Source organism: Streptomyces sp. NPDC006309, from assembly GCF_040613095.1.
In the GTDB taxonomy this organism is placed as follows: domain Bacteria; phylum Actinomycetota; class Actinomycetes; order Streptomycetales; family Streptomycetaceae; genus Streptomyces.
Window position 1 is genome coordinate 233,279 of record NZ_JBEXRO010000006.1, and the last position, 19,907, is coordinate 253,185.

19 protein-coding genes and 1 pseudogene are annotated in these 19,907 nt (G+C 73.5%); 14 read left to right on the forward strand and 6 right to left on the reverse strand.

Going from position 1 to position 19,907, the window contains the following annotated elements; genetic code table 11:
• Positions 1 to 27 precede the first annotated feature (27 nt).
• Complete coding sequence (locus ABZ117_RS11890; RefSeq protein WP_356819736.1) at positions 28 to 951, reverse strand: LysR substrate-binding domain-containing protein; 924 nt, start codon at positions 949 to 951, stop codon at positions 28 to 30.
• A 112-nt stretch (positions 952 to 1,063) separates the two neighbouring features.
• Here ABZ117_RS11890 and mgrA point away from each other — a divergent pair, with 112 nt between their 5' ends.
• Entirely contained in the window at positions 1,064 to 2,056 is a 993-nt protein-coding gene (gene mgrA, locus ABZ117_RS11895) for an L-glyceraldehyde 3-phosphate reductase (protein WP_356819738.1), read from the forward strand.
• A 226-nt stretch (positions 2,057 to 2,282) separates the two neighbouring features.
• Here the strand turns inward: mgrA and ABZ117_RS11900 are convergent, their stop codons facing one another.
• Entirely contained in the window at positions 2,283 to 2,666 is a 384-nt protein-coding gene (locus tag ABZ117_RS11900) for a nuclear transport factor 2 family protein (protein WP_356819740.1), read from the reverse strand.
• A gap of 317 nt (positions 2,667 to 2,983) precedes the next feature.
• Here ABZ117_RS11900 and ABZ117_RS11905 point away from each other — a divergent pair, with 317 nt between their 5' ends.
• The 4 genes from ABZ117_RS11905 (at position 2,984) to ABZ117_RS11920 (ending at position 7,461) form a co-directional block, all read left to right on the forward strand.
• On the forward strand, positions 2,984 to 3,394 hold the full coding sequence (locus ABZ117_RS11905) for a hypothetical protein (RefSeq protein WP_356819741.1): 411 nt from the start codon (positions 2,984 to 2,986) through the stop codon (positions 3,392 to 3,394).
• Positions 3,395 to 3,466: 72 nt separating this feature from the next.
• The gene (locus ABZ117_RS11910) at positions 3,467 to 5,806 is read left to right on the forward strand and encodes an FHA domain-containing protein (RefSeq protein ID WP_356819743.1); all 2,340 of its coding nucleotides are present in this window, start codon (positions 3,467 to 3,469) and stop codon (positions 5,804 to 5,806) included.
• 12 nt (positions 5,807 to 5,818) lie between these two features.
• A complete protein-coding gene (locus tag ABZ117_RS11915) occupies positions 5,819 to 6,367 on the forward strand; it encodes a hypothetical protein (RefSeq protein WP_356819745.1) in 549 nt (182 codons plus the stop codon).
• Positions 6,367 to 7,461, forward strand: coding sequence for a serine/threonine-protein kinase (locus ABZ117_RS11920; RefSeq protein WP_356819747.1), 1,095 nt, complete (start codon positions 6,367 to 6,369; stop codon positions 7,459 to 7,461). Before ABZ117_RS11915 ends, ABZ117_RS11920 begins: the two co-directional genes overlap by 1 nt.
• Here the strand turns inward: ABZ117_RS11920 and ABZ117_RS11925 are convergent.
• Positions 7,458 to 8,738: a streptophobe family protein gene (locus ABZ117_RS11925; protein ID WP_356819749.1), complete on the reverse strand. Its 1,281-nt coding sequence runs from the start codon at positions 8,736 to 8,738 to the stop codon at positions 7,458 to 7,460. The two genes, ABZ117_RS11920 and ABZ117_RS11925, sit on opposite strands and share 4 nt — an antisense overlap.
• Positions 8,739 to 8,938: 200 nt before the next feature.
• Between ABZ117_RS11925 and ABZ117_RS11930 the strand changes: the two are divergent.
• Both ABZ117_RS11930 and ABZ117_RS11935 read left to right on the forward strand, forming a co-directional pair.
• Positions 8,939 to 10,150, forward strand: a pseudogene (locus tag ABZ117_RS11930) (DUF6777 domain-containing protein); the annotation flags it as partial.
• A gap of 477 nt (positions 10,151 to 10,627) precedes the next feature.
• Complete coding sequence (locus ABZ117_RS11935; RefSeq protein WP_356819751.1) at positions 10,628 to 11,080, forward strand: ATP-binding protein; 453 nt, start codon at positions 10,628 to 10,630, stop codon at positions 11,078 to 11,080.
• Between the two features lie 51 nt (positions 11,081 to 11,131).
• On the opposite strand, the gene ABZ117_RS11940 is transcribed toward ABZ117_RS11935, so the two are convergent.
• Positions 11,132 to 12,022, reverse strand: a complete 891-nt coding sequence (locus ABZ117_RS11940) for an RNA polymerase sigma factor SigF (protein WP_356819753.1) — start codon at positions 12,020 to 12,022, stop codon at positions 11,132 to 11,134.
• Positions 12,023 to 12,350: 328 nt separating this feature from the next.
• On the opposite strand from ABZ117_RS11940, the gene ABZ117_RS11945 reads away from it, so the two are divergent.
• From ABZ117_RS11945 to ABZ117_RS11960, 4 genes are all read left to right on the forward strand, one after another.
• Entirely contained in the window at positions 12,351 to 12,743 is a 393-nt protein-coding gene (locus tag ABZ117_RS11945) for a helix-turn-helix transcriptional regulator (RefSeq protein WP_356819866.1), read from the forward strand.
• A 75-nt stretch (positions 12,744 to 12,818) separates the two neighbouring features.
• On the forward strand, positions 12,819 to 13,301 hold the full coding sequence (locus ABZ117_RS11950; RefSeq protein WP_356819755.1) for a VOC family protein: 483 nt from the start codon (positions 12,819 to 12,821) through the stop codon (positions 13,299 to 13,301).
• A 107-nt stretch (positions 13,302 to 13,408) separates the two neighbouring features.
• Positions 13,409 to 14,203 carry a VOC family protein gene (locus ABZ117_RS11955; protein ID WP_356819757.1) on the forward strand — a complete coding sequence of 265 codons (795 nt, stop codon included), beginning with the start codon at positions 13,409 to 13,411 and terminating at the stop codon, positions 14,201 to 14,203.
• Between the two features lie 34 nt (positions 14,204 to 14,237).
• Positions 14,238 to 14,936, forward strand: coding sequence for a ribonuclease H (locus tag ABZ117_RS11960; protein WP_356819759.1), 699 nt, complete (start codon positions 14,238 to 14,240; stop codon positions 14,934 to 14,936).
• Here ABZ117_RS11960 and ABZ117_RS11965 read toward each other — a convergent pair whose 3' ends face one another.
• Together ABZ117_RS11965 and ABZ117_RS11970 are read right to left on the reverse strand one after the other, a co-directional pair.
• Positions 14,937 to 15,758, reverse strand: a complete 822-nt coding sequence (locus ABZ117_RS11965) for a tyrosinase family protein (protein WP_356819761.1) — start codon at positions 15,756 to 15,758, stop codon at positions 14,937 to 14,939.
• 34 nt (positions 15,759 to 15,792) lie between these two features.
• Entirely contained in the window at positions 15,793 to 16,170 is a 378-nt protein-coding gene (locus ABZ117_RS11970) for a tyrosinase cofactor (protein ID WP_356819763.1), read from the reverse strand.
• A 338-nt stretch (positions 16,171 to 16,508) separates the two neighbouring features.
• On the opposite strand from ABZ117_RS11970, the gene ABZ117_RS11975 reads away from it, so the two are divergent.
• From ABZ117_RS11975 to ABZ117_RS11985, 3 genes are all read left to right on the forward strand, one after another.
• Positions 16,509 to 17,720, forward strand: a complete 1,212-nt coding sequence (locus ABZ117_RS11975) for an FAD-dependent monooxygenase (RefSeq protein ID WP_356819765.1) — start codon at positions 16,509 to 16,511, stop codon at positions 17,718 to 17,720.
• Between the two features lie 67 nt (positions 17,721 to 17,787).
• Positions 17,788 to 19,278: an MFS transporter gene (locus ABZ117_RS11980; protein WP_356819767.1), complete on the forward strand. Its 1,491-nt coding sequence runs from the start codon at positions 17,788 to 17,790 to the stop codon at positions 19,276 to 19,278.
• Complete coding sequence (locus ABZ117_RS11985; RefSeq protein WP_356819769.1) at positions 19,275 to 19,868, forward strand: TetR family transcriptional regulator; 594 nt, start codon at positions 19,275 to 19,277, stop codon at positions 19,866 to 19,868. Before ABZ117_RS11980 ends, ABZ117_RS11985 begins: the two co-directional genes overlap by 4 nt.
• Positions 19,869 to 19,907 lie beyond the last annotated feature (39 nt).

Consider the following 19,907-nt stretch of genomic DNA (forward strand, 5'->3'; position numbering starts at 1 on the left):
TCGGCCCGCTCAGGCCGGTCGGCCCGGTCAACCGCTCGGCCCGGCCGGGGCTTCCCCCGGCCCACCCGCCGGGTCGCCCGTCTCCAGGAGGGTGACCAGGGCGCGGGCGGCCGGACTGGTGGCTCCCTCGGGCGGCAGCAGCGCGACGGTCTCGTACCGCGTGTCGCCCACGCCCTTCAGCGGCAGCGCGGCGAGCGCCGGCCGCTTGTGCCGGAAGTGCCGGGGGACGACGGCGACCCCGAGGTTCTCGTCCACCAGGTCCAGCAGACTGTGCACGTCGTTGACCTCCAGCGCGACCGTGCGCCGGACCCCGGCCGTGGCGAACGCGGTGTCGGTGGTGCGGCGCGGCCCCCAGTCGGGGTGGAAGTCGACGAACACCTCCCCGGCGAGGTCGTCGGGGCCCAGCGGGGCTCCGGCCGAGGCGAGCCGGTGGCTGGGATGGCACAGCACGGTCATCGGCTCACTGGTCAGGGACACCGAACGCAGCTGGTCGGTGTCGGCCTGGGTGCGGTAGGCGAAGGCCAGGTCGAGCCGTCCGGCCGCGACCTCCTCGGCCAGCGCGCCCGAGCCGGCCTGCCGCAGCCGGATCTCCACGTCGGGGTGCCGGCCCCGGAAGGCGGCGAGCAGCCCGGCCACGTGCACGCCGGCGATGCACTGCTCGGTGCCGAGCGCCAGCGTGCCGCGCAGCACGCCCTGCACCGCCGCCACCGCCTCGTGCGCGGAGCGCACCTGCGCCAGGATCCGCTCGGCCTCCGCCAGCAGCGCGCGCCCGGCCTCCGTCAGGGTCACCCGGCGGGTGGTGCGTACGAACAGCGGCGCCCGCAGCTCCCGCTCCAGCGCCCTGATCGACGCCGACAGACCCGACTGGGACACCATCAGACGTTCGGCGGCACGGGTGAAGTGCTGGTCCTCGGCGACCGCGACGAAGTGCCGGAGATGGCGCAGTTCCATGATTGAGCAGCCTAACCGCTGGATCCCATCGGATTCTTCTGTTGGACCGCTGCCCGGGGCCCGGGGAAGAGTGGGAGGCGGTAGATCGTGTGCCAACCCCTCTGGAGTCGCGTTGTACACCGCACACCCCGACCGTTACGCCGACATGCCCTACCGGCGCACCGGACGCAGCGGCCTGAAGCTTCCCGCGCTGTCGCTCGGCCTGTGGCACAACTTCGGGCCCGACCGTCCCGTCGAGACCCAGCGCGCCATCCTGCGCCGCGCCTTCGACCTCGGCGTCACCCACTTCGACCTGGCCAACAACTACGGTCCGCCGCCCGGCGCCGCCGAGTCCGCGCTCGGCGAGGCCCTCAGGGCGGACTTCGCGCCGTACCGCGACGAGCTGGTGATCTCCACCAAGGCCGGCTATCTGATGTGGCCCGGCCCGTACGGCGAGTGGGGCTCGCGCAAGTACGTGCTGTCCTCGCTGGACCAGAGCCTGACCCGCCTGGGCCTGGACCACGTCGACATCTTCTACTCGCACCGCCCCGACCCGGACACTCCGCTGGAGGAGACGATGGGCGCTCTGCACACGGCGGTGCAGCAGGGCAAGGCGCTCTACGTCGGCATCTCCAACTACTCCGCCGAGCAGACCCGCGAGGCCGCCCGCATCCTGGCCGGTCTCGGCACCCCGCTCCTCATCCACCAGCCGCGCTACTCGATGCTCGACCGGCGCCCGGAGGACGAGGGCCTGCTCGACGCCCTGGACGAGATCCGGGCCGGCTCCATCGCGTACTCTCCGCTGGAGCAGGGCCTGCTCACCGGCCGCTACCTCGACGGCATCCCCGAGGACTCCCGGGCCGCGAGCGACAGCCCCTTCCTGAACTCCGAGGCGGTCACCGAGGACCTCGTCGCCCGGCTGCGCGCGCTGGACGCGATCGCCACCTCCCGCGGGCAGACCCTGGCCCAGCTGGCCCTGGCCTGGGTGCTGCGCGGCGGCCGGGTCACCTCCGCGCTGGTCGGCGCGAGCAGCCCGCGGCAGCTGGAGGACAGCGTGGGTGCCATCCGGAACCTGGACTTCGACGCGGAGGAACTGGCGCGGATCGACGCGATCGTCCGGCCGTAGCGCGGCCGTAGCGCGGCCCTGGCGAGGTTGTACCGCGGCCGCGGCGAGCCCGGGGGAGGGCCGCGGCGACGGCCGAACCGCTCGGGCGCAGGCGCCGCCGTTCACCTTCCCGGCGGCCCCGCCCGGCCCGCGGTCCGCCGTACGCGGCCCGCGCCCACCGCGTGCCGGCCCGCACGACGGCCCGCACCGGCCCCCCGGTGCGGGCCGTTTCCGTGCGCCGGTGCCGTCAGGCCGCCGCCGGCACCCGGTCCAGGAACCCCAGGACCTGCCGGATGCGGCCCTCGTCGTCCAGGGTGACCACGTCGAACCCGGCCACCGGCGCCGAGCCGTCGGCCTCGTTCACCAGCTCCCAGGCGAAGCGCGCGGTGTCGTGGTGGCCGTCGACCGGTCCGAGCGGGCGGAACACGTAGCCGGGGAACTGCGCGTGGGCCGCCGTGATCACGGCCGCGATCTGCTCGTGCCCGCGGACATCGGCGAGAGGGTCGGTGTAGGCGCCGTCCACGGCCCACGCGGCGGCGACGGCCTTCCCGACGGCCTCCGGCCCGGTGGCGTTCCAGGCCTCGAAGTAACGGGCGGCGGCGTTCTCGTGACGGTCGGTGTGCACGGCCATGGCGAAACTTCCTCCATCGGAGTCGTCTGTGCTGGTCAGGTCCCGGATGCGGGGTTCGCCGATCCGGTGTGACCACCATGCCGCGGATCCGGGGGAGGGGTCGATTACCTCCGGGGTCATCCCGCCGCCGCCGTACAGCCCGGTCAATACCGGCCAGAACGGGCGGTGAATATGCCAACAGACTGGCTGGAAAGCCATGGTGACAGTGTTTTGGGAGTGGCGATACTCGAAGGTCAGGGGGCACTTCACCGCACAGGGAGCCGCACGGGGAGCGAGAGGCCTGACCGGCAGTCAGCGAGGCGACCGGGGAGTGAGACGTGCACGACGAGTTCCTGTGCCATGTCACGGCGTACGGCGTCTGTGACGGGCGGCGCATCGGCGTACCGCTCGGCACCTATCGGGCGCCGACGCTCGCGTTGGCGCTGTGGTGGCTGCGGGACCGGGCGTCCTGGATCGCCGAGCGGCTCGACCCGGACCCGCAGGACCCCGCCTTCCCCGCGGGCGCGCTGGTGCCGGTCGCGGCCACGGTGGCCGACGTCCCGGCCCTGCTGCGGTCCTGGTGCGCCGACGACGCCCGGCAGGAGCGGGCCGCCGACGAACTGGCGGACGGCCGGCTGGTCCGGATCGCCGCGAGCGACGACACCACGGAGTACGAACTGCTCGCCGAATCCGTCGACGCCCTGCGGATGCAGCGCGCCGGCCCGGGACTCGTCCTGCCCGTCGCCTGACACGTGTCCGCGGCCCCCGGACCCACCGTGCCGGGGGGGCGCTCACGTGGGTGGATCGGTAGAATTCGGGTCATGGCGGAGCGGCCGGTCGGTCCGACGGCGCCCGACATCGTCCTGGAGACCGACACCGGCTCCACGGTGATGAGCCCGGGCCACGACTACCACGTCGGACGCGACCCGTTGAGCGACATCGTCCTCGACGATGCCCGGGTCTCATGGCACCACGCCGTCCTGCGGGCCGACGACGGCCACTGGACCCTCGCCGACGAGCACAGCACGAACGGCACCTACGCCGACGGCCACCGGGTCCAGGAGTGCGGGATCCGGCCCGGCGACGAGATCCGCTTCGGCAACCCCGCCGACGGCCCCCGGGTCCACCTGGTCCGCCCCCGAGAACCCGCCCCGGACCGCCCCTCGGCGGTGTCCCTGCCCGAGCTGACCGGCACCTTCCGCCGGCCCGCCGGCGTCCGCCCGCTGTCGGAGCGCACCATCCGCATCGGCCGGGCCCCCGACAACGACCAGGTCGTGCACGACCTGATCGTCTCCCGCCGGCACGCCGAACTGCGCGCCCTCGCGGACGGCACGTACGAGATCGCCGACCTCGGCAGCCACAACGGCACCTACCTCAACGGCCGGCGCGTCACCCGCGCCCCCGTCGTTGACGGCGACATCATCGGCATCGGCCACTCCGCGTTCTCCCTGGTCGGCGGCGAACTCCAGGAGTACGTGGACACCGGCGAGGTCTCCCTCGACGTGCAGGACCTCACCGTCACCGTCGACCGCGGCCGCAAGGTCCTGCTGGACAACGTGTCCTTCCCGGTGGGGGAGAAGTGCCTGCTCGCCGTCGTCGGACCGAGCGGGGCCGGCAAGTCCACGCTGCTGGGCGCCCTGACCGGGCAGCGCCCCGCGGACCGCGGCACCGTCCTGTACGACGGCCGCGACCTGTACCGCGACTACGCGGAACTGCGCCAGCGCATCGGCCTAGTCCCGCAGGACGACATCCTGCACCCCCAGCTCACCGTCCGCGCCGCCCTCGGTTACGCCGCCGAGCTGCGCTTCCCCGAGGACACCGCCCGGAGCGAGCGGCGCGCCCGGGTGGACGAGGTCATGCGGGAACTGGGCCTGGAGCAGCGCGCCGGCCAGCCCGTGCACAGCCTCTCGGGCGGGCAGCGCAAACGCGTCAGTGTGGCCCTGGAACTGCTCACCAAGCCGTCCCTGCTCTTCCTGGACGAGCCGACCTCGGGCCTGGACCCCGGCATGGACCGCTCGGTGATGCACATGCTGCGCGACCTCGCCGACGACGGCCGCACGGTCATCGTGGTCACCCACAGCGTCCTCAGCCTCGACGTCTGCGACCGGCTCCTCGTCCTCGCTCCCGGCGGCAGAGTGGCCTACTACGGGCCGCCCGGCGACACCCTCGCCTTCTTCGGCACCGACCAGTGGCCCGACGCCTTCGAGGCGTTCGACCGCGACGCCGACCGGGACTGGGCCAGGGAGTACCGCGAGTCGCCGCTCCACCGCCGATACGTCACCGAGGCCACCGCCCAGCCCCACCACCCCGGCCCGGCCCCCCTCACCCCGGCGCCGCCGCCCCGCCCGCGCAGCCGGAGCGCCCAGCTCGGCACCCTCGTCCGCCGGTACACGGCCGTCCTGAGCGCCGACCGCACCTTCCTGTTCGTCATGATCGCCCTGCCGTTCGTGATGGGCGCCATGGCCCGCGCCCTGAGCGAAGGCGCGCTCACCGGGAGGACCGCCACCAACGTGCTGCTCATCCTGTGCGTCGGCGCCGTGCTCACCGGCGCCGCCAACGCGGTGCGCGAACTGGTCAAGGAACGTGTCGTCTACCGGCGGGAACGCGCCGTCGGCCTGTCCGGATCCGCCTACCTGCTGTCCAAGGTGGTGGTGCTCGGCACGGTCACGGTCGCCCAGGCCGTCGTACTTACCCTGGTCGCCCTGCTCGGCATCGGCCTGGACCCTCCCGGCGGCACGGGTGTACTGCTGCCGCCCCTCGCCGAGATCACCCTCGCCGTCGCCCTGCTGGCGTTCACGGCCATGATGCTGGGTCTGGTCGTCTCCGCGCTGGTGCCCAAGGAGGAGGTGACCATGCCGCTGCTGGTGCTGCTCGCCATCGTCCAGGTCGTCTTCTGCGGTGCCCTCCTCCACCTGAACGGCACGCCAGGTCTCGGCCAGCTGTCCTGGCTCGTCCCCTCCCGCTGGGCGTTCGGCGCCATGGCCGGCACCCTCGGGCCGGCCCGGATCATGCCCGCCGTCCAGGCCGGCGACCCCCTGTTCCGGCACGCCCCGGGCAGCTGGCTGCTCGACCTGGGCATGCTCCTGGTGCTGTCCGCGCTCTGCGGGTTCGCGGTCGCCCGGCTGCTGCGCCGGCAGGAGCCGGCCGTGATGCGGAAGTAGGTGCACCCCCCGATGACCCCGCCCCCGCCCGGATTCCGGCCCACGCACGTCATCCCCCCACGCGGCCTGCCCGCCTGGGAGGCCCCGGACCCGGCCCGGCCCACCATGCCGCTGGACCCGCTGCTGCCGGTGCAGCTCGTGGAACGGCGCGGCGACTGGGGGTACATCCGCTGCGCCAACGGCTGGGGCGCCTGGGTCGACGGCCGCCGGCTGGTCGCCGTACCCGAGGACCCTCCCGCGGCCGGCGGCCCCGGCGGCACCGCCGATCCACGGCCCCTGCTGGCCCGCGCCGAACAGGCGCTGGGCGACTACCGGGCCGCCGTGGAGGCGCTGGCGGCGGGCGGTCTGGACGGCGAAGCCTTCGGTGACCGCACCGAGGGCCTGCGGATCGGGATCGTCGTCGACGGCGAGTCCATGTGGCTGTACGACCCGCAGGAGGGGCGGTGGGTGTACGGCGACGGACGGCTGCTGAACACCTACGCCACCGACCGGGCGGTGACCGGCGCGGACGACACCGGGCACGCGCCGACCCGGCTGGTCGCGCCCGAAGGTGAGCGCTGATGGCGAACCGGAGCAGCCTGTTCTCCGGCCGCCCCTCGGAACTGATCGGCCGCAGGGTGGCGGGCTACCTGATCGAGAGCGAGATCGGCCGCGGTGGCATGGCCGTCGTCTACCGCGCCCGCGACCTGCGCCTGGACCGCACGGTCGCCCTCAAGCTGCTCGCCCCGGAACTGGCCCGCAACGACACCTTCCGCAAGCGGTTCACCCACGAGTCCCAGGTGGCCGCCGCGATCGACCATCCGCACATCGTGCCGGTCTTCGAGGCGGGCGAGACCGACGGGGTGCTCTACATCGCCATGCGCTACGTCCCCGGCAGCGACCTGCGCCATCTCCTCGACGAGCGTGGACCGCTGTCCCTGCCGGACACCGTACGGATCACCGCCCAGGTCGCCTCCGCACTCGACGCCGCCCACGGGCACGGACTGGTCCACCGCGACGTGAAACCCGGCAACATCCTGGTCGCCCAGGGCACCGACAGCGACCACCCCGAGCACGTGTACCTCACCGACTTCGGGCTGACCAAGAAGTCCCTGTCCCTGACCGGCTTCACCAGTGTCGGCCAGTTCGTCGGCACCCTCGACTACGTCTCCCCCGAGCAGATCTCCGGGCGCCCGGTCGACGGCCGCTGCGACGTCTACGGCCTCGCCTGCGTCGTCTACGAGGTCCTCACCGGCCGCCCGCCGTTCCAGCGCGAGGACGACATGGCTCTGCTGTGGGCCCACCAGTACGACGAGCCGCCCCCACCGAGCGAGACCCGTCCCGGTACCGCCCCGGCCGTCGACCCCGTCTTCGCCAGAGCCCTGGCCAAGAGCCCGGACGCCCGCTACGAGACCTGCCGCGACTTCGTCGCAGCCCTGCGCACCGCCATGACCGCGGTGCCCGTGCCTCCCGGACCCGCGCCCCTCAGATCCGTCACCCCGGCTGCCACGGCTTCCGGACCCTCGGTCTCCGGGCCAGTGATCCCCGGACCCGCGCCCCGCGGGCCCGGAACCGCTGGGCCGGTGATCGGCCGCGGGGGCACCGAGCCCGGCCACGCGCCGCCCGCCGAGGTCCTGCGGCCCCCGCGCTGGGCCGCGCCGGTGTTCCGGGTCTAGCCGGACCGGGAGGGGCCTTCCACGCGGCCCCCGCGGTGGACCCGGCGGGCCGGCAGGCCGCCCAGGAAGCCGGCCAGGAGGCCCCACAGCGCGCCCAGGCCCACCGTCTGCCACAGCCGGGGCATGAGGAACAACTCTCCCGACAGGCCGCCGCCCAGGTCGCCGATGCCGAGGAGGGAGAGCCCGAAGTGCGCCGAGACACGGCACATCAGGCAGATCATCAGGACCGTCAGGGCCAGCGCGACGGCCAGGTGCACGGCGTGCTGCCAGAGCCGGACGCGGGCGGGCGAGCGCACGGCCATCCGGAAGGCCACGGCGAGCAGCAGGACGGCGACGGCGACCACCAGCCACCACATCCGGCCGTCGTAGTCGGTGAGCGAGCCCATGTTCAGCGTGGAGGTGTGCGGGGCGCGCAGGATCCGGTCCAGGACATGCGGCATCGGCAGACCGAACGGACCGTCCACGCGGCCGTCCCAGGTCGCGCCGAGCCCCACGGTCAGGCCCACCCAGGACACATTGGGCAGACCGAGCAGGATCAGCGCGAAGGTCGCGGGGGCGTGCCCGCGCGTGGCCGCCGCGACGAGTGCGGTGCCGAGCCCGAGGGCGACGCACGCGAGCAGCAGGACCACCATCGCGTGCGCCGCCGGACGCACCGACTCCTGGAAGCGCAGCAGCCGCCCCGGCAGCGGAGCCCCGCGTGCCACCAGCAGGGCCAGCAGCAGCACACCGGCCAGCCACAGCAGGCCGAACAGCACGGTCAGCGGAACGTCCGTGGTGAAGCCGGCCCTCGGTGCGGCGTCGAGCAGGCCGGACAGGTCACCGAGGGGGCCGCCGGCCGTGTCCACGGCGAAGGTCTGCCGGGCGGCGAAGGCCAGGCCGGTCAGCGCCGCCAGCCACAGCACCGCGATCCGGGCCGCCCAGCCCGCCAGCTCCCCGGCCGAGGCCACCGCCCGGTGCCTGAGGGGGCGCAGGAAACCGTCGCCGAGCACCAGGGCACCGGCGAGCGTCACCGACAGCGGCAGCACGGTGAGACCGGCCCGCGACTCGGCGAACACCCCGGCGTCGCCCGACACCTCCAAGCTGCCGCCGACCGCCGTGACCAGGGTCGCGGCCACCACCCGCGGGAACGCGCCGGCCGGCAGCCCCGAGGCACCGGCCGCCCACAGCCCCAGCGCCGCCACCAGGACCATGACCGCCAGCCCGGTCAGCACCGCCGCCACGGCCCGCGCCCAGCCGTGGCGGGCGGCGGGCCGGGCGAGGGCGGTCGGAGGGCTCACCCTTGCCACGCTAAGCAGTCGCCGTGCTCCCCGCCCCCCGGGTGGGCCGTCGGCGCCGGCTTGCGGGCCGTGCGGTACCGCAGCACACAATGGAACAAAGTGCACCCGAATGCACCACACCGGATCGTGGCGGATCCACCTCGGCAAAGCCGCGCGTGTGCGACGGGAAGAACGCGCGTGTGCGACGGGAAGAAGGCGTCGTGAGCGTCGAACCTCCGTCATCCGGCCGGCCCTCAGGACCCCCGTCCGGCCCCCTGTCGGGTTCCTCCCGGCCCCCCTCGGGACCGCCGCCCGCGCAGCCGCCGGCCGGTGGCTCGGGCGCCGGGGAGCCGCACAGGCCCTGGTGGAAGTCGGTGCCCCGGGTGGCAGCGCTCACCGCCGCCCTGGTGGCCGCAGTGGCGCTCGCCCTGGTCCTGACCCGTCCGGGCGGCGGCGGCTCCTCCGCCAAGGCCGGCAAGATCTTCCTCCAGTCCGCCGGCAGCGCGGGCGAGGATCCCTTCACCCGGTCGACCGCACAGGTGGTGGCCGCTCCGCCCGCACCGTCCGCCTCCACCGCGACCGCCGGGGTGGCCGACCAGGTCCGCGGCGTGCAGGGCGGGGTGGCAGGGCTGTACGGCGGCACCCGGCGGACGGCCAGCTGCGACGTGGAGAAGCAGATCCGGTACCTGGGGGCGGACGAGGGCAAGAACCGGGCGTTCGCCGCGACGGTCGGCGTCCGGCCCGCCGGCGTCCCCGCCTACCTGCGCTCGCTCACCCCGGTGGAGCTGCGCACGGACACCTGGGTGACCAACCACGGCTACCGCGACGGCGCCGCCACCAGCTACCAGTCCGTCCTCCAGGCCGGTACCGCCGTCCTGGTCGACGGGCACGGTGTGCCCCGGGTGCGCTGCGCCTGCGGCAACCCGCTGGCCTCCCCGGTCGTCCAGCGCAGCACCCCGGACGTGGTGGGGCACAGCTGGCCGGCGTACCGGCCCTCGAACGTCGTCGTGGTGACACCGGCGCCGGTGGTCGTCAAGACCTTCGTGATCTACGACCCGCACCACGACGAGTGGCTGCGCCGCCACCGCGGCGACACGCACGGCCGCCACGACCGGCACACCGCTCCGCCGGCACACCCGCACCCGTGGACCCGGTCGGCACCCTGCTCGATGACCCCCGGGACGACCGGCGAGCCGGGCTCCTCGTCGACGTCCTGCCCGTCGACCTCGGTCACGACCATCCCGCCGAGATCCACCTCGCCGTCGTCGTCCTCGTCGTCCTCGAAGCCGTCGTCGTCCCAGTCGTCCCACCCGTCGTCGTCCTCGAAGCCTCCGTCGTCCTCGTCGTCGAAGCCGGCCGAGTCTTCCAAGCCGTCGGAGTCCTCGAAGCCGTCGTCCAAGCCGCCGAAGTCATCGGAGCCCTCGAAGCCCTCGTCGTCGGAGTCCTCGAAGCCGTCGTCCTCCGAGCCGCCCTCGTCGGAGTTCCTGAAGCCGTCGTCCTCCGACTCCTCCGAGCGGCCGTCCACGTCCAAGTCGTCCTCGAAGCCGTCGTCGGAGAAGTCGTCGCCCTCCAAGGAGGCGCCGTCCGGCAAGTCGTCGGAGCCGTCACAGGGCTCCTCACCGGCGGAGAACTCCTCCGCCGCGCCCCCGTCCACGGCCGGCTCCGAGCCGGCGTCCCCCGAGAAGCCCGGGCAGTCGGACCAGAACCAGCAGAATCAACAGGACCAGAACCAGCAGACCCAGCAGAACGCTCCGCAGTCCTGAGCGGTCGCGGTTCTCCTCTTCCGGAGTACAGTCCCACCCCGGCCGCCGTGCGCGGTGGGGATACGCATACGGTGGACTGGCGGGCCGGGCTCGGGGTACGAGGACTGGTGCGACACCGGCCGTACCGGGCTTTCCGAGAGAGACAGCATGACCGAGCACCTGGGCGGGGCAGTGATACCGACTGGCTTCGACGTACCCGTGGAGCCGTTGCGGCGCGCGGCCCACTACACCGGCGAACCCGGATGCATCGCTGACGCACGCGCGTTCGCCGCCCGGTTCCTCCAGCAGCTGCGGACCGAATGGTGTGCCCCGGCCGACAGCCGTGCCGACGGTGAGCTGCTCCTGGTGGTGAGCGAGCTGGTGACCAACGCGGACCGGCACAGCAGCGGCCCCTACATCCTGGAGCTGGAGGGCACGAACAGCGCGGTCGCGGTGTCCGTGTACGACAGCAGCACCGCCCTGCCCCGCCGCTACCCCAGGGACCCGCAGCGTGTCGGACGGCACGGTCTGGAGATCGTGCACGCCCTGGCCTCGGAGGTCACCGTGGAGCGCGTACCGGTCGGCAAGCGCGTGCGCGCCCGTTTCGAACTCGTACGCTGACCTGGGCGGCGCCGTCCAAGTCGGGCGCCGCCGCTCCGGGGCAGGGGCAGGTCAGGCGCAGCCGAGTTCGCCGAGCATCCCCTGGCGCAGCCGGGCGATGATCCGCTTGATCAGCCGGGAGACGTGCATCTGGGAGCAGCCGAGCCGCTCGCCGATCTCCGCCTGGGTTGCCTCCTCGACGAACCGCATGTGAAGGATCTGCCGGTCGCGGTCGCTCAGCTCCGCCATCAGCGGGGCGAGCGCGTGGAAGTCCTCGACGAGCCGCAGCCCCTCCTCCTCCACGCCGAGGAAGTCGGCGAGCACGGCCTCGCCGCCCTCGGGGCCGTCGCCGGTGAGGGCGGCGTCGAGGGAGGCGGAGTTGTAGCCGTTGGAGGCGATCTGGGCCTCGACGACCTCGGCCGGGGAGATGTTCATCAGCGTGGCCAGTTCGGCGACCGTCGGGTCCCGGTCCAGCCGGCTGGACAGTTCCTCGCGGGCCTTGGCCAGCTCCACCCGCAGTTCCTGGAGCCGGCGGGGCACGTGGACCGCCCAGGTGGTGTCACGGAAGAACCGCTTGATCTCGCCCACGATGTACGGCAGGGCGAAGGAGGTGAACTCGACCTCGCGGGACAGCTCGAACCGGTCGATGGCCTTGATCAGGCCGATCATGCCGGTCTGGACGATGTCGTCCATGTCGTCGCCGCGGCCCCGGAACCGTCCGGCGGCGAACCGCACCAGCGACATGTTCATCTCGATGAGGGTGTTGCGCGCGTACTGGTGCTCGTGCGTGCCCTCCTCCAGCTCGGCGAGCCGGCGGAAGAACTGGCGGGACAGCGCCCGTGCGTCGCGCGGGGCGACGGACCCCGGGTCCGCGATCCCAGGCAGTGGTCCCTCGCCCGTCCTGTCCTGCTCGGCCCTCTCGGCGACCTCTGCCTGCGAACGGATCCCGGCGGCGGTCTTCATTGCCCTCTCCCACGAAAGTCAGGTGCGACGTCTGCCTTGGCGGCCTCTGTGTGCCCGAACTCCGTCCATGAGTGTGTGCCCGAGCGGATACCCGGTGTCCGGAGAGTCATGCGTGTCCGTGGGACGCTTCACCCGGCGGATACCCGCGGTGACCCGGTGCATGCACCCGTCCGGCCGTACTGGCGTGAAACAGCCGGTCCCTGCCGTGCCCGCACGGCATTTCCCCCAGGGCGGAACGCCGGGCCCTTGCCCGGGACCGTACCGCTCCTAGGCTGACGGGATGAGCAGCCAGGTGAGCGAAGAAGCCCGGGAGGCCGCCCGGCGGCCGATGCCCGCCCCGACGGATGTGCCGGAGTCCACGCCGCGGGAGCCGCTGTGGCGCGATCTGGTCGGCGCGGTGCTGCGCAGGGAGCGGCGGGCCCAGCGCCGCACGCTCAAAGAGGTGGCCGACGCGGCCCGGATCTCGCTGCCGTACCTCTCCGAGGTCGAGCGTGGCCGCAAGGAGGCCTCCTCCGAGATCCTCGCCGCCGCGGCCCACGCGCTCGGTCTGGGACTCGGTGACCTGCTGTCGCTGGTCCACGGCGAGCTGGTCCACGGCGCACCGATCCACGGCGCACCGGCCCACGCAGCGCCCGCCCGGCGTCCGGCCCCGCACCCACGGCCGGCCCTCGCACCGCACCGGACGCAGCTGTCGCACCGGGGCCTCTGCCTGGCGGCCTGACCGGACCGGCCGATGAGTTTCGCGGCGGGCGGCGGTCTGCACCGGTGACCGCGTTCCACGCCCCAGGAGGTACTCATGACCACGGACGGTTTCGTCACGTGTCTCTGGTTCGACGGCCAGGCGGAGGAGGCCGCGCACCACTACGTGTCCGTCTTCAAGGACTCCGGCGTCGGTCGCGTCGTGCGCCACACCGAGGCGGGGCCCGGCACGCCCGGGTCCGTGCTGACCGTGGAGTTCACGGCCAACGGCCAGAGGTTCCTCGCGCTCAACGGCGGCCCGCAGTTCCGGTTCACCGAGGCGGTCTCGTTCCAGATCCTCTGCTCCGACCAGCGGGAGATCGACCACTACTGGACGAAGCTCACCGAGAACGGCGGTGAGGCCGGCCCCTGCGGCTGGCTCAAGGACCGGTACGGCGTCTCCTGGCAGGTGGTCTACGCCCGGTTGCTCGACATGGTCGGTGACCCGGATCCGGAGAAGGCCGCGCGTGCCACCCGGGCCATGATGGCCATGGGCAAGCTGGACGCCGCCGCGCTGGAGAAGGCGTACGCGGGGGAGTGACGGGCTCCACCCGGGCCGGGCGGACCCGGCCCGGCTCGGCGCGCGGCCCGGGCCCCGTATGGCTAGCGTGAACAACCGGGACACACCACACCAGGAGGGTCGCGACCATGGCCGTGCAGCCCGAGGGAACGCCCTGTTGGGCCGATGCGATGTTCAGTGACATGGAGGGCGCCAAACGGTTCTACGCCGACGTGCTCGGCTGGACGTTCGGCGAGTCGGCGTCGGAGTACGGCAACTACACGCAGGCCTACGCGGACGGCAGGGCGGTGGCCGCCGTGGTCCCGCCGATGCCCGGCCAGGAGGGCCAGCCGCAGTGGTGCCTGTACCTCGCCTCGCCGGACGCCGCCGCCACCGCGGAGCGGATCCGGCACAACGGCGGCGAGGTCCTGATGGAACCGATGCAGGTCGGTGACCTCGGCACGATGTGCCTGGGCCGGGAGCCCAGCGGAGCCGTGTTCGGTGTGTGGCAGGCCGGCAGGCACGAGGGCTTCGAGGCGACGGCCACGCCGGGCGCCTACTGCTGGGCGGAGGTCTTCACCCGGGAACCCGAGCGGGCGGACGCCTTCCTGTCCGCCGTCTTCCCCTACCGGATGAAGGAGATCGAGGACGACGCGATCGATTTCCGGATGTTCGAGGTCGGTGAGGACACCGTCCTCGGCCGGATGCGGATGACCGACGACTTCCCGCCCGAGGTGCCTTCGTACATCAACGTCTACTTCACCGTGGACGACTGCGACGCGGCCGTCGCCCGGGCCACCGGGCTCGGCGCGGTCGTCCGCTTCGGCCCGATGAGCAGCCCCTTCGGCCGGTTCGCCGCGCTCAGCGATCCCCAGGGCGCCCACTTCTCGGTGATCGACGTCACGACCACCGAGGGCGCGATGCCGCAGATCAGGGACGTCTGAGCGGACCCCGTCCGGCCACCTGCGCGGCCATGGCATGATCGTGTGCATGCGTGAACGTGTGGTGGCCGCGTGCGACGGGGCTTCGAAGGGCAACCCCGGACCGGCCGGATGGGCGTGGGTGATCTCGGACGACGACGAGCGGACACCCGTCGGCTGGGCCGCGGGCCCGCTCGGCCGGGCCACCAACAACGTCGCCGAACTGACCGCGCTGGAGCGGCTGCTCTCGGCCGTCGACCCGGACGTGCCGCTGGAGATCCGCATGGACTCGCAGTACGCGATGAAGGCCGTCACCACCTGGCTGCCCGGCTGGAAGCGCAACGGCTGGAAGACCGCCGCCGGCAAGCCCGTCGCCAACCAGGACCTGGTCGTCCGCATCGACGAACTCCTCGGCGGCCGGTCCGTGGAGTTCCGCTACGTGCCCGCCCACCAGGCCGACGGCGACCCGCTGAACGACTTCGCCGACCGCGCGGCCAGCCAGGCGGCCGTCGTGCAGGAGCCCGCCGGCAGCGAGCTGGGTTCGCCGGAACCCCCGCCGTCGCCGGACACCCCGGTGGCGGCCGGGGCGCCGCGCCGGAAGACGCCCCGCCGCACGGGCGGCGCCGCCTCCGCGCGCACCATCAAGGCCAAGTTCCCCGGCCGCTGCCCGTGCGGCCGGTCCTATGCGGCCGGCGAGCAGATCGCCAAGAACGCGCAGGGCTGGGGCCACCCGGAGTGCCGTACCGCCGGGTCCTGATCAGGCGTCGAACGTGTAGAACGCGGTGTGGTCCAGCAGGTCCGCCGGGCGCACCGTGTTCCACGGCTTCATGGTCTCGTTCAGATCCACCACGTCCGGTGTGCCGCCCGTCGGCACGTAGCCGGTGCCCGGGTGGCGTCGCTGCCACTCCGCCCACAGCTTGTCGATGTAGGCGTGGTGCAGCCAGAACACCGGGTCGTTGGGGGAGACGCCGGTGCCCATCTGCCCGCCGACCCAGACGTGGACCCGGTTGTGCAGGTTGACCCCGCGCCAGCCCTCCAGGTGGTTGCGGAAGCCGTCCGAGGCGCTGTTGTAGGGCGCCATGTCGTACGTCGCCATGGACAGCACCGACTCGACCTCGGCGCGCGTCGGCAGCTCGCGCACGGCCGTGCCCAGCGAACGGCGCAGGAAGGTACGGCCGTCCACCCGCACGTCGACCGGCCAGTTCCCGGCGGACGCGGCGAACGGTCCGTCCATCACCCGGCCGTCGGTGCTGCGCCCGGTGCCGCCGAGGAAGTCGGGCGCCCACAGAGAGGCGCGCACCGTGCGGTCGGTGCTCCAGTCCCAGTACGGCAGGGCGACCGCGGGGTCCACGGCCTGGAGGGCCTGCTCGAAGTCGAGCAGGAATCTGCGGTGCCAGGGCAGGAAGGAGGGCGAGCGGTGGCCGGTCCGCTCGCCGGTGTCGGTGTCCGCCATGATGAACCCGTTGTGCGTGCGGACGAAGTCGTCGTAGCGTCCGGTGCGCTTGAGTTCGAGGACGGCGGCGACGAACCGCCGCTTCTCGTCGGCGGTCAGGGCGGCCTGGTTCTTGCGTACCGTCATGGTGCGGGGTGCTCCGGGTTCCTTGTGGGGGAGGTCAGTTGGCGGGCAGCGGCAGCAGCGCGGCGCCCTGGAGCTCGTCCGCCGCGGCCCGGGCGGCGGCGCGCGGGGTGGGCACCGGGGCGTAGTGGCTGACGACGCTGATCCAGCTGCCGTCGGCGTTGCGCATCACGTGCAGCTGCACGCCGTCGACGAACACCGCGTAGCCGCCGCCGTGTTCGTGGTGGTGTCCGCCGTCGCTCGACGGACGGCCCTGTATCCGGCGGCCCTTGTAGACCTCGTCGAAGGAGTCGGGTGCGGCCGGCTCGTGATGGCCGGCGGCGGACGCGGCGGGCGCGACGAGGGTGGCGGCCGTGGCCGTCGTGGCGACGGCTGCTGCCGCGGTGAGCGCACGGCGCCGGGTGATGCCGGGCATGCGGGTCCTCCTCAGGAGTGGTGGAGTGTGACGACGCATGCCTATCGGGCGTTACGGGAACAGAAGAAATCTCCCGGGACGGGTTGGCTGCGATCCGGACAATTAACCAAATGTCGTGCAGAGTTGAACCAAGATGATCTTGCTGTGACCCGGTGCCGATCCACTGCGGAACGGGGAATTCCTTGCCGGGGCGCCCGGCTTCCCGATGATCCTTTCCAGGGACCGCCCGTCCGAGTGGCGCGGCTCACCACGCCAGGCTGACGCGATCGAGCGGGTCGGCCGGGCTGCTACCGTCCGGTTCCGATCGACCACGTCCGGTGACAGTCAGGGGTGCGCGCGTGAAGGTCGTCTGTGTCGGAGGCGGGCCCGCGGGCCTGTACCTCGCCATCCTGCTCAAACGGCAGGACCCGTCCCACGACATCACCGTCCACGAACGCGACCCCGAGGGCTCCACGTACGGCTGGGGCGTGACGTACTGGGGCGGCCTCCTCGACAAGCTCCGGGCGCACGACCCCGAGTCGGCGCGGGCGGTCGAGGAGCACTCGGTCCGCTGGAACGAGGGTGTCGCCCACGTCCGGGACCTGGCGGCCCGCCACCACGGGGACGAGGGCTTCGGCATCGGCCGGCACCGCCTGCTCGACCTGCTCGCCGGCCGGGCCCGCGCCCTCGGCGTCCGCCTGGAATTCGAGAGCGCCATCGGCGAACCGCCCGCCGGAGCCGACCTCGTCGTCGCGGCCGACGGCGTGCACAGCGCCCTGCGCACCCGGCACGCCGGGCACTTCGGCACCCGGACCACCGCCGGCCGCAACCACTACATCTGGCTCGGCACCACCAAGGTCTTCGACGCCTTCACGTTCGCCTTCACCGAGACCGCCCACGGCTGGATCTGGGCCTACGGCTACGGCTACGGCGACGGCCACAGCACCTGCGTCGTCGAGTGCTCCCCGGAGACCTTCACCGGCCTCGGCCTGGACCGGGCGGACCGGGCCGAGGGCCTCGTGCTGCTGGAGAAGCTCTTCGCCGGCGTCCTCGACGGCCACCCCCTAGTCGCCCGCCCCGGCGCCGCCTGGCTGACCTTCCGCACCCTCACCAACCGCACCTGGCACCACGGCAACCTCGTCCTGCTCGGCGACGCCGCCCACACCACGCACTACTCCATCGGCGCCGGCACCACCCTCGCCCTGGAGGACGCCATGTGCCTGGCCGGCGCCCTGAAGGAGCACGCCGCCCTGCCCGACGCCCTCGCCGCCTACGAGCGCCGGCGCCGGGCCGAGCTGCTGTCCGTGCAGAGCGCGGCCCGCTACAGCGCCCAGTGGTACGAGAACCTGCCGCGCTACATCCACCTGCCCCCGCACCGCATGTTCGCCCTCCTCGGCCAGCGCCACTCGCCCCTGCTGCCGTACGTCCCCCCGCAGCTCTACTACGGCCTGGACCGGGCGGCCGGGCGGCTGGAGGCGCTCCGCAGGCTCAAGCGCTGGTTCGGCCCCCGCGCCGCCCGCGCCCTGCACGCCAGGTCCACGGCCCACGGGGACCGACCGAGACGTCGGTGAACAGCCATTCACCCGTTAAGGTGAATTCCTATTCACCTCGCCGTCCGTGCTGCCCGCAGGAGCCCCGATGGACCAGCCAGCCGCCATACCCCCGCCGCCCGGCACCGGCACGCCGCTCCGGCTGCGCGACCGGCTCACCATCCCGGTGCTCGCGTCGGGCGGCATCCTCATGGCGGTCATGCAGACCGTGGTCGTACCCCTCCTGCCGGACCTGCCCCGGCTCACCGGATCGTCACCGGCCGCCGTCTCCTGGATGGTCACCGCGACCCTGCTCGCCGGCGCCGTCCTCACGCCCGTGCTCGGCCGGGCCGGCGACATGTACGGCAAGCGCCGGGTGCTCACCGCCGCGCTCGCCCTGATGACCGTCGGCTCGGTCCTGTGCGCGCTGTCCTCGGACATCCGCGTGCTCATCGCCGCCCGCGCGCTCCAGGGCGCCGCCGCCTCCGTCGTCCCGCTGTCCATCAGCATCCTGCGCGACGAACTGCCGCCCGAACGCCGGGGATCGGCGGTGGCGCTGATGAGTTCCACCGTCGGCATCGGCGCCGCCCTCGGGCTGCCGCTCGCCGCGCTGGTCGTGCAGTACGCCGACTGGCACACCATGTTCTGGCTGACCAGCGCGCTCGGTGCGCTCGGCGTCACGGCGACCTGGTGGGCGGTCCGGGAGTCCCCGGTGCGCGAGCCCGGCCGCTTCGACGTCCTCGGCGCGCTGGGGCTCGCCGCCGGGCTGGTCTGCCTGCTGCTGGGCGTCTCCCAGGGCGGCACCTGGGGCTGGGGGAGCGAACGGGTCCTCGGGCTGTTCCTGGCCGCCGTCGCCGTCCTCGCGCTGTGGTGGTGGCAGCAGCTGCGCAGCGCACGGCCGCTGGTCGACCTGCGTCTGGTCACCCGGCCACGGGTGGGCCTGTCCCACGTGGCGGCCCTGCTGACCGGGTTCGCGTTCTACGCCAACTCGCTGGTCACCGCCCAGCTGGTGCAGGCACCCGAGGCCACCGGCTACGGCCTCGGCCTGTCCATCGTCGCCACCGGACTGTGCCTCCTGCCCGGCGGCGTCACCATGCTGCTGTTCTCGCCGCTGTCGGCCCGCATCTCGGCCACGCGCGGTCCCCGGATCACGCTCGCCCTGGGCGCCGCCGTCATCGCCTGCGGGTACGCGCTGCGCATCGCCGACAGCCGCGACCTGTGGATGATCATCCTGGGGGCCACCGTGGTCGCGACCGGCACCACACTCGCCTACTCGGCGCTGCCGACCCTGATCCTGCGCGCCGTCCCGGCCGCGCAGACCGCCTCCGCCAACGGCGTCAACGTCCTCATGCGCACCATCGGCCAGGCCGTCTCCAGCGCCGCCGTCGCCGCCGTCCTCGTCCACCACACCAGCCCCCTCGGCGGGACACCCGTCCCCACCCTGCACGGCTACCTGCTCGCCTTCGCGATGGCGGGCGCCGTCGCCCTCGCGGCCTGCGCGGCGGCCCTGACCATCCCGGGCGACGAGCCCGCCGACGACGGCCGGCGCGCCCGCGGGGCCACCCGGGGCGCGCGCGACGGGGCGATGGAGGGAGCATGAGAGGCATGACCACGCCGGCCGGCCGGCAGGCCGCCCCCGCACGCCGGGACGCCGAGGCCACCAGGGCCGCCATCCTGAAGGCGGCCCGCCACCTCCTGGCCCGGCACGCCCACGCCGACATCACCCTCAGGGCCGTCGCCGAACGGGCCGGTGTCAGCCCGCCCCTGATCCTGAAGTACTTCGGCAACAAGGACGCCCTCTTCGCCCGCGTGATGTCCTTCGACACCGACGCCGACGCCCTGCTGGACGCCCCGCTGCACGACCTGGGCCGGCACATGGTCCGGCACGTGCTGTCCAGCCAGCGCGACCGCGGCGCCGACCCGCTGCTGCGCATCGCCTTCGCCCCCCTGCACGGCGACCACGGCGACATCCTGCGCGCCAACTTCCGCGCCCAGGTGACCGAACGCCTCGCCGCCCGGCTCACCGGCCCCGACGCGGGCCTGCGCGCCGAACTCGCCGTCGCCGCGCTCGTCGGCCTCGGCGTGATGTACGGCATCGCCCGCGGTCCGCACCTGCGCGGGACCGCCGCCGACACCGTCGCCGACCGCTACGGGCCCGCCGTACAGGCCCAGCTGACGCCCGGCCGCTGAGCCGGCGCGGCCCGGCGCCCGGCGTTCCCGCCGGAGCGC

What these genes read in the sequence shown, in the direction of transcription:
- ABZ117_RS11970 (WP_356819763.1), bottom strand. Translation starts at nt 16,170, where the DNA reads ATGCCCGGCATCACCCGGCGCCGTGCGCTCACCGCGGCAGCAGCCGTC.
- ABZ117_RS11910 (WP_356819743.1), top strand. Translation starts at nt 3,467, where the DNA reads ATGGCGGAGCGGCCGGTCGGTCCGACGGCGCCCGACATCGTCCTGGAG.
- ABZ117_RS11920 (WP_356819747.1), top strand. Translation starts at nt 6,367, where the DNA reads ATGGCGAACCGGAGCAGCCTGTTCTCCGGCCGCCCCTCGGAACTGATC.
- ABZ117_RS11940 (WP_356819753.1), bottom strand. Translation starts at nt 12,022, where the DNA reads ATGAAGACCGCCGCCGGGATCCGTTCGCAGGCAGAGGTCGCCGAGAGG.
- ABZ117_RS11950 (WP_356819755.1), top strand. Translation starts at nt 12,819, where the DNA reads ATGACCACGGACGGTTTCGTCACGTGTCTCTGGTTCGACGGCCAGGCG.
- ABZ117_RS11965 (WP_356819761.1), bottom strand. Translation starts at nt 15,758, where the DNA reads ATGACGGTACGCAAGAACCAGGCCGCCCTGACCGCCGACGAGAAGCGG.
- ABZ117_RS11945 (WP_356819866.1), top strand. Translation starts at nt 12,351, where the DNA reads ATGCCCGCCCCGACGGATGTGCCGGAGTCCACGCCGCGGGAGCCGCTG.
- ABZ117_RS11900 (WP_356819740.1), bottom strand. Translation starts at nt 2,666, where the DNA reads ATGGCCGTGCACACCGACCGTCACGAGAACGCCGCCGCCCGTTACTTC.
- ABZ117_RS11935 (WP_356819751.1), top strand. Translation starts at nt 10,628, where the DNA reads ATGACCGAGCACCTGGGCGGGGCAGTGATACCGACTGGCTTCGACGTA.
- ABZ117_RS11960 (WP_356819759.1), top strand. Translation starts at nt 14,238, where the DNA reads ATGATCGTGTGCATGCGTGAACGTGTGGTGGCCGCGTGCGACGGGGCT.
- ABZ117_RS11890 (WP_356819736.1), bottom strand. Translation starts at nt 951, where the DNA reads ATGGAACTGCGCCATCTCCGGCACTTCGTCGCGGTCGCCGAGGACCAG.
- ABZ117_RS11955 (WP_356819757.1), top strand. Translation starts at nt 13,409, where the DNA reads ATGGCCGTGCAGCCCGAGGGAACGCCCTGTTGGGCCGATGCGATGTTC.
- ABZ117_RS11985 (WP_356819769.1), top strand. Translation starts at nt 19,275, where the DNA reads ATGAGAGGCATGACCACGCCGGCCGGCCGGCAGGCCGCCCCCGCACGC.
- ABZ117_RS11915 (WP_356819745.1), top strand. Translation starts at nt 5,819, where the DNA reads ATGACCCCGCCCCCGCCCGGATTCCGGCCCACGCACGTCATCCCCCCA.
- ABZ117_RS11980 (WP_356819767.1), top strand. Translation starts at nt 17,788, where the DNA reads ATGGACCAGCCAGCCGCCATACCCCCGCCGCCCGGCACCGGCACGCCG.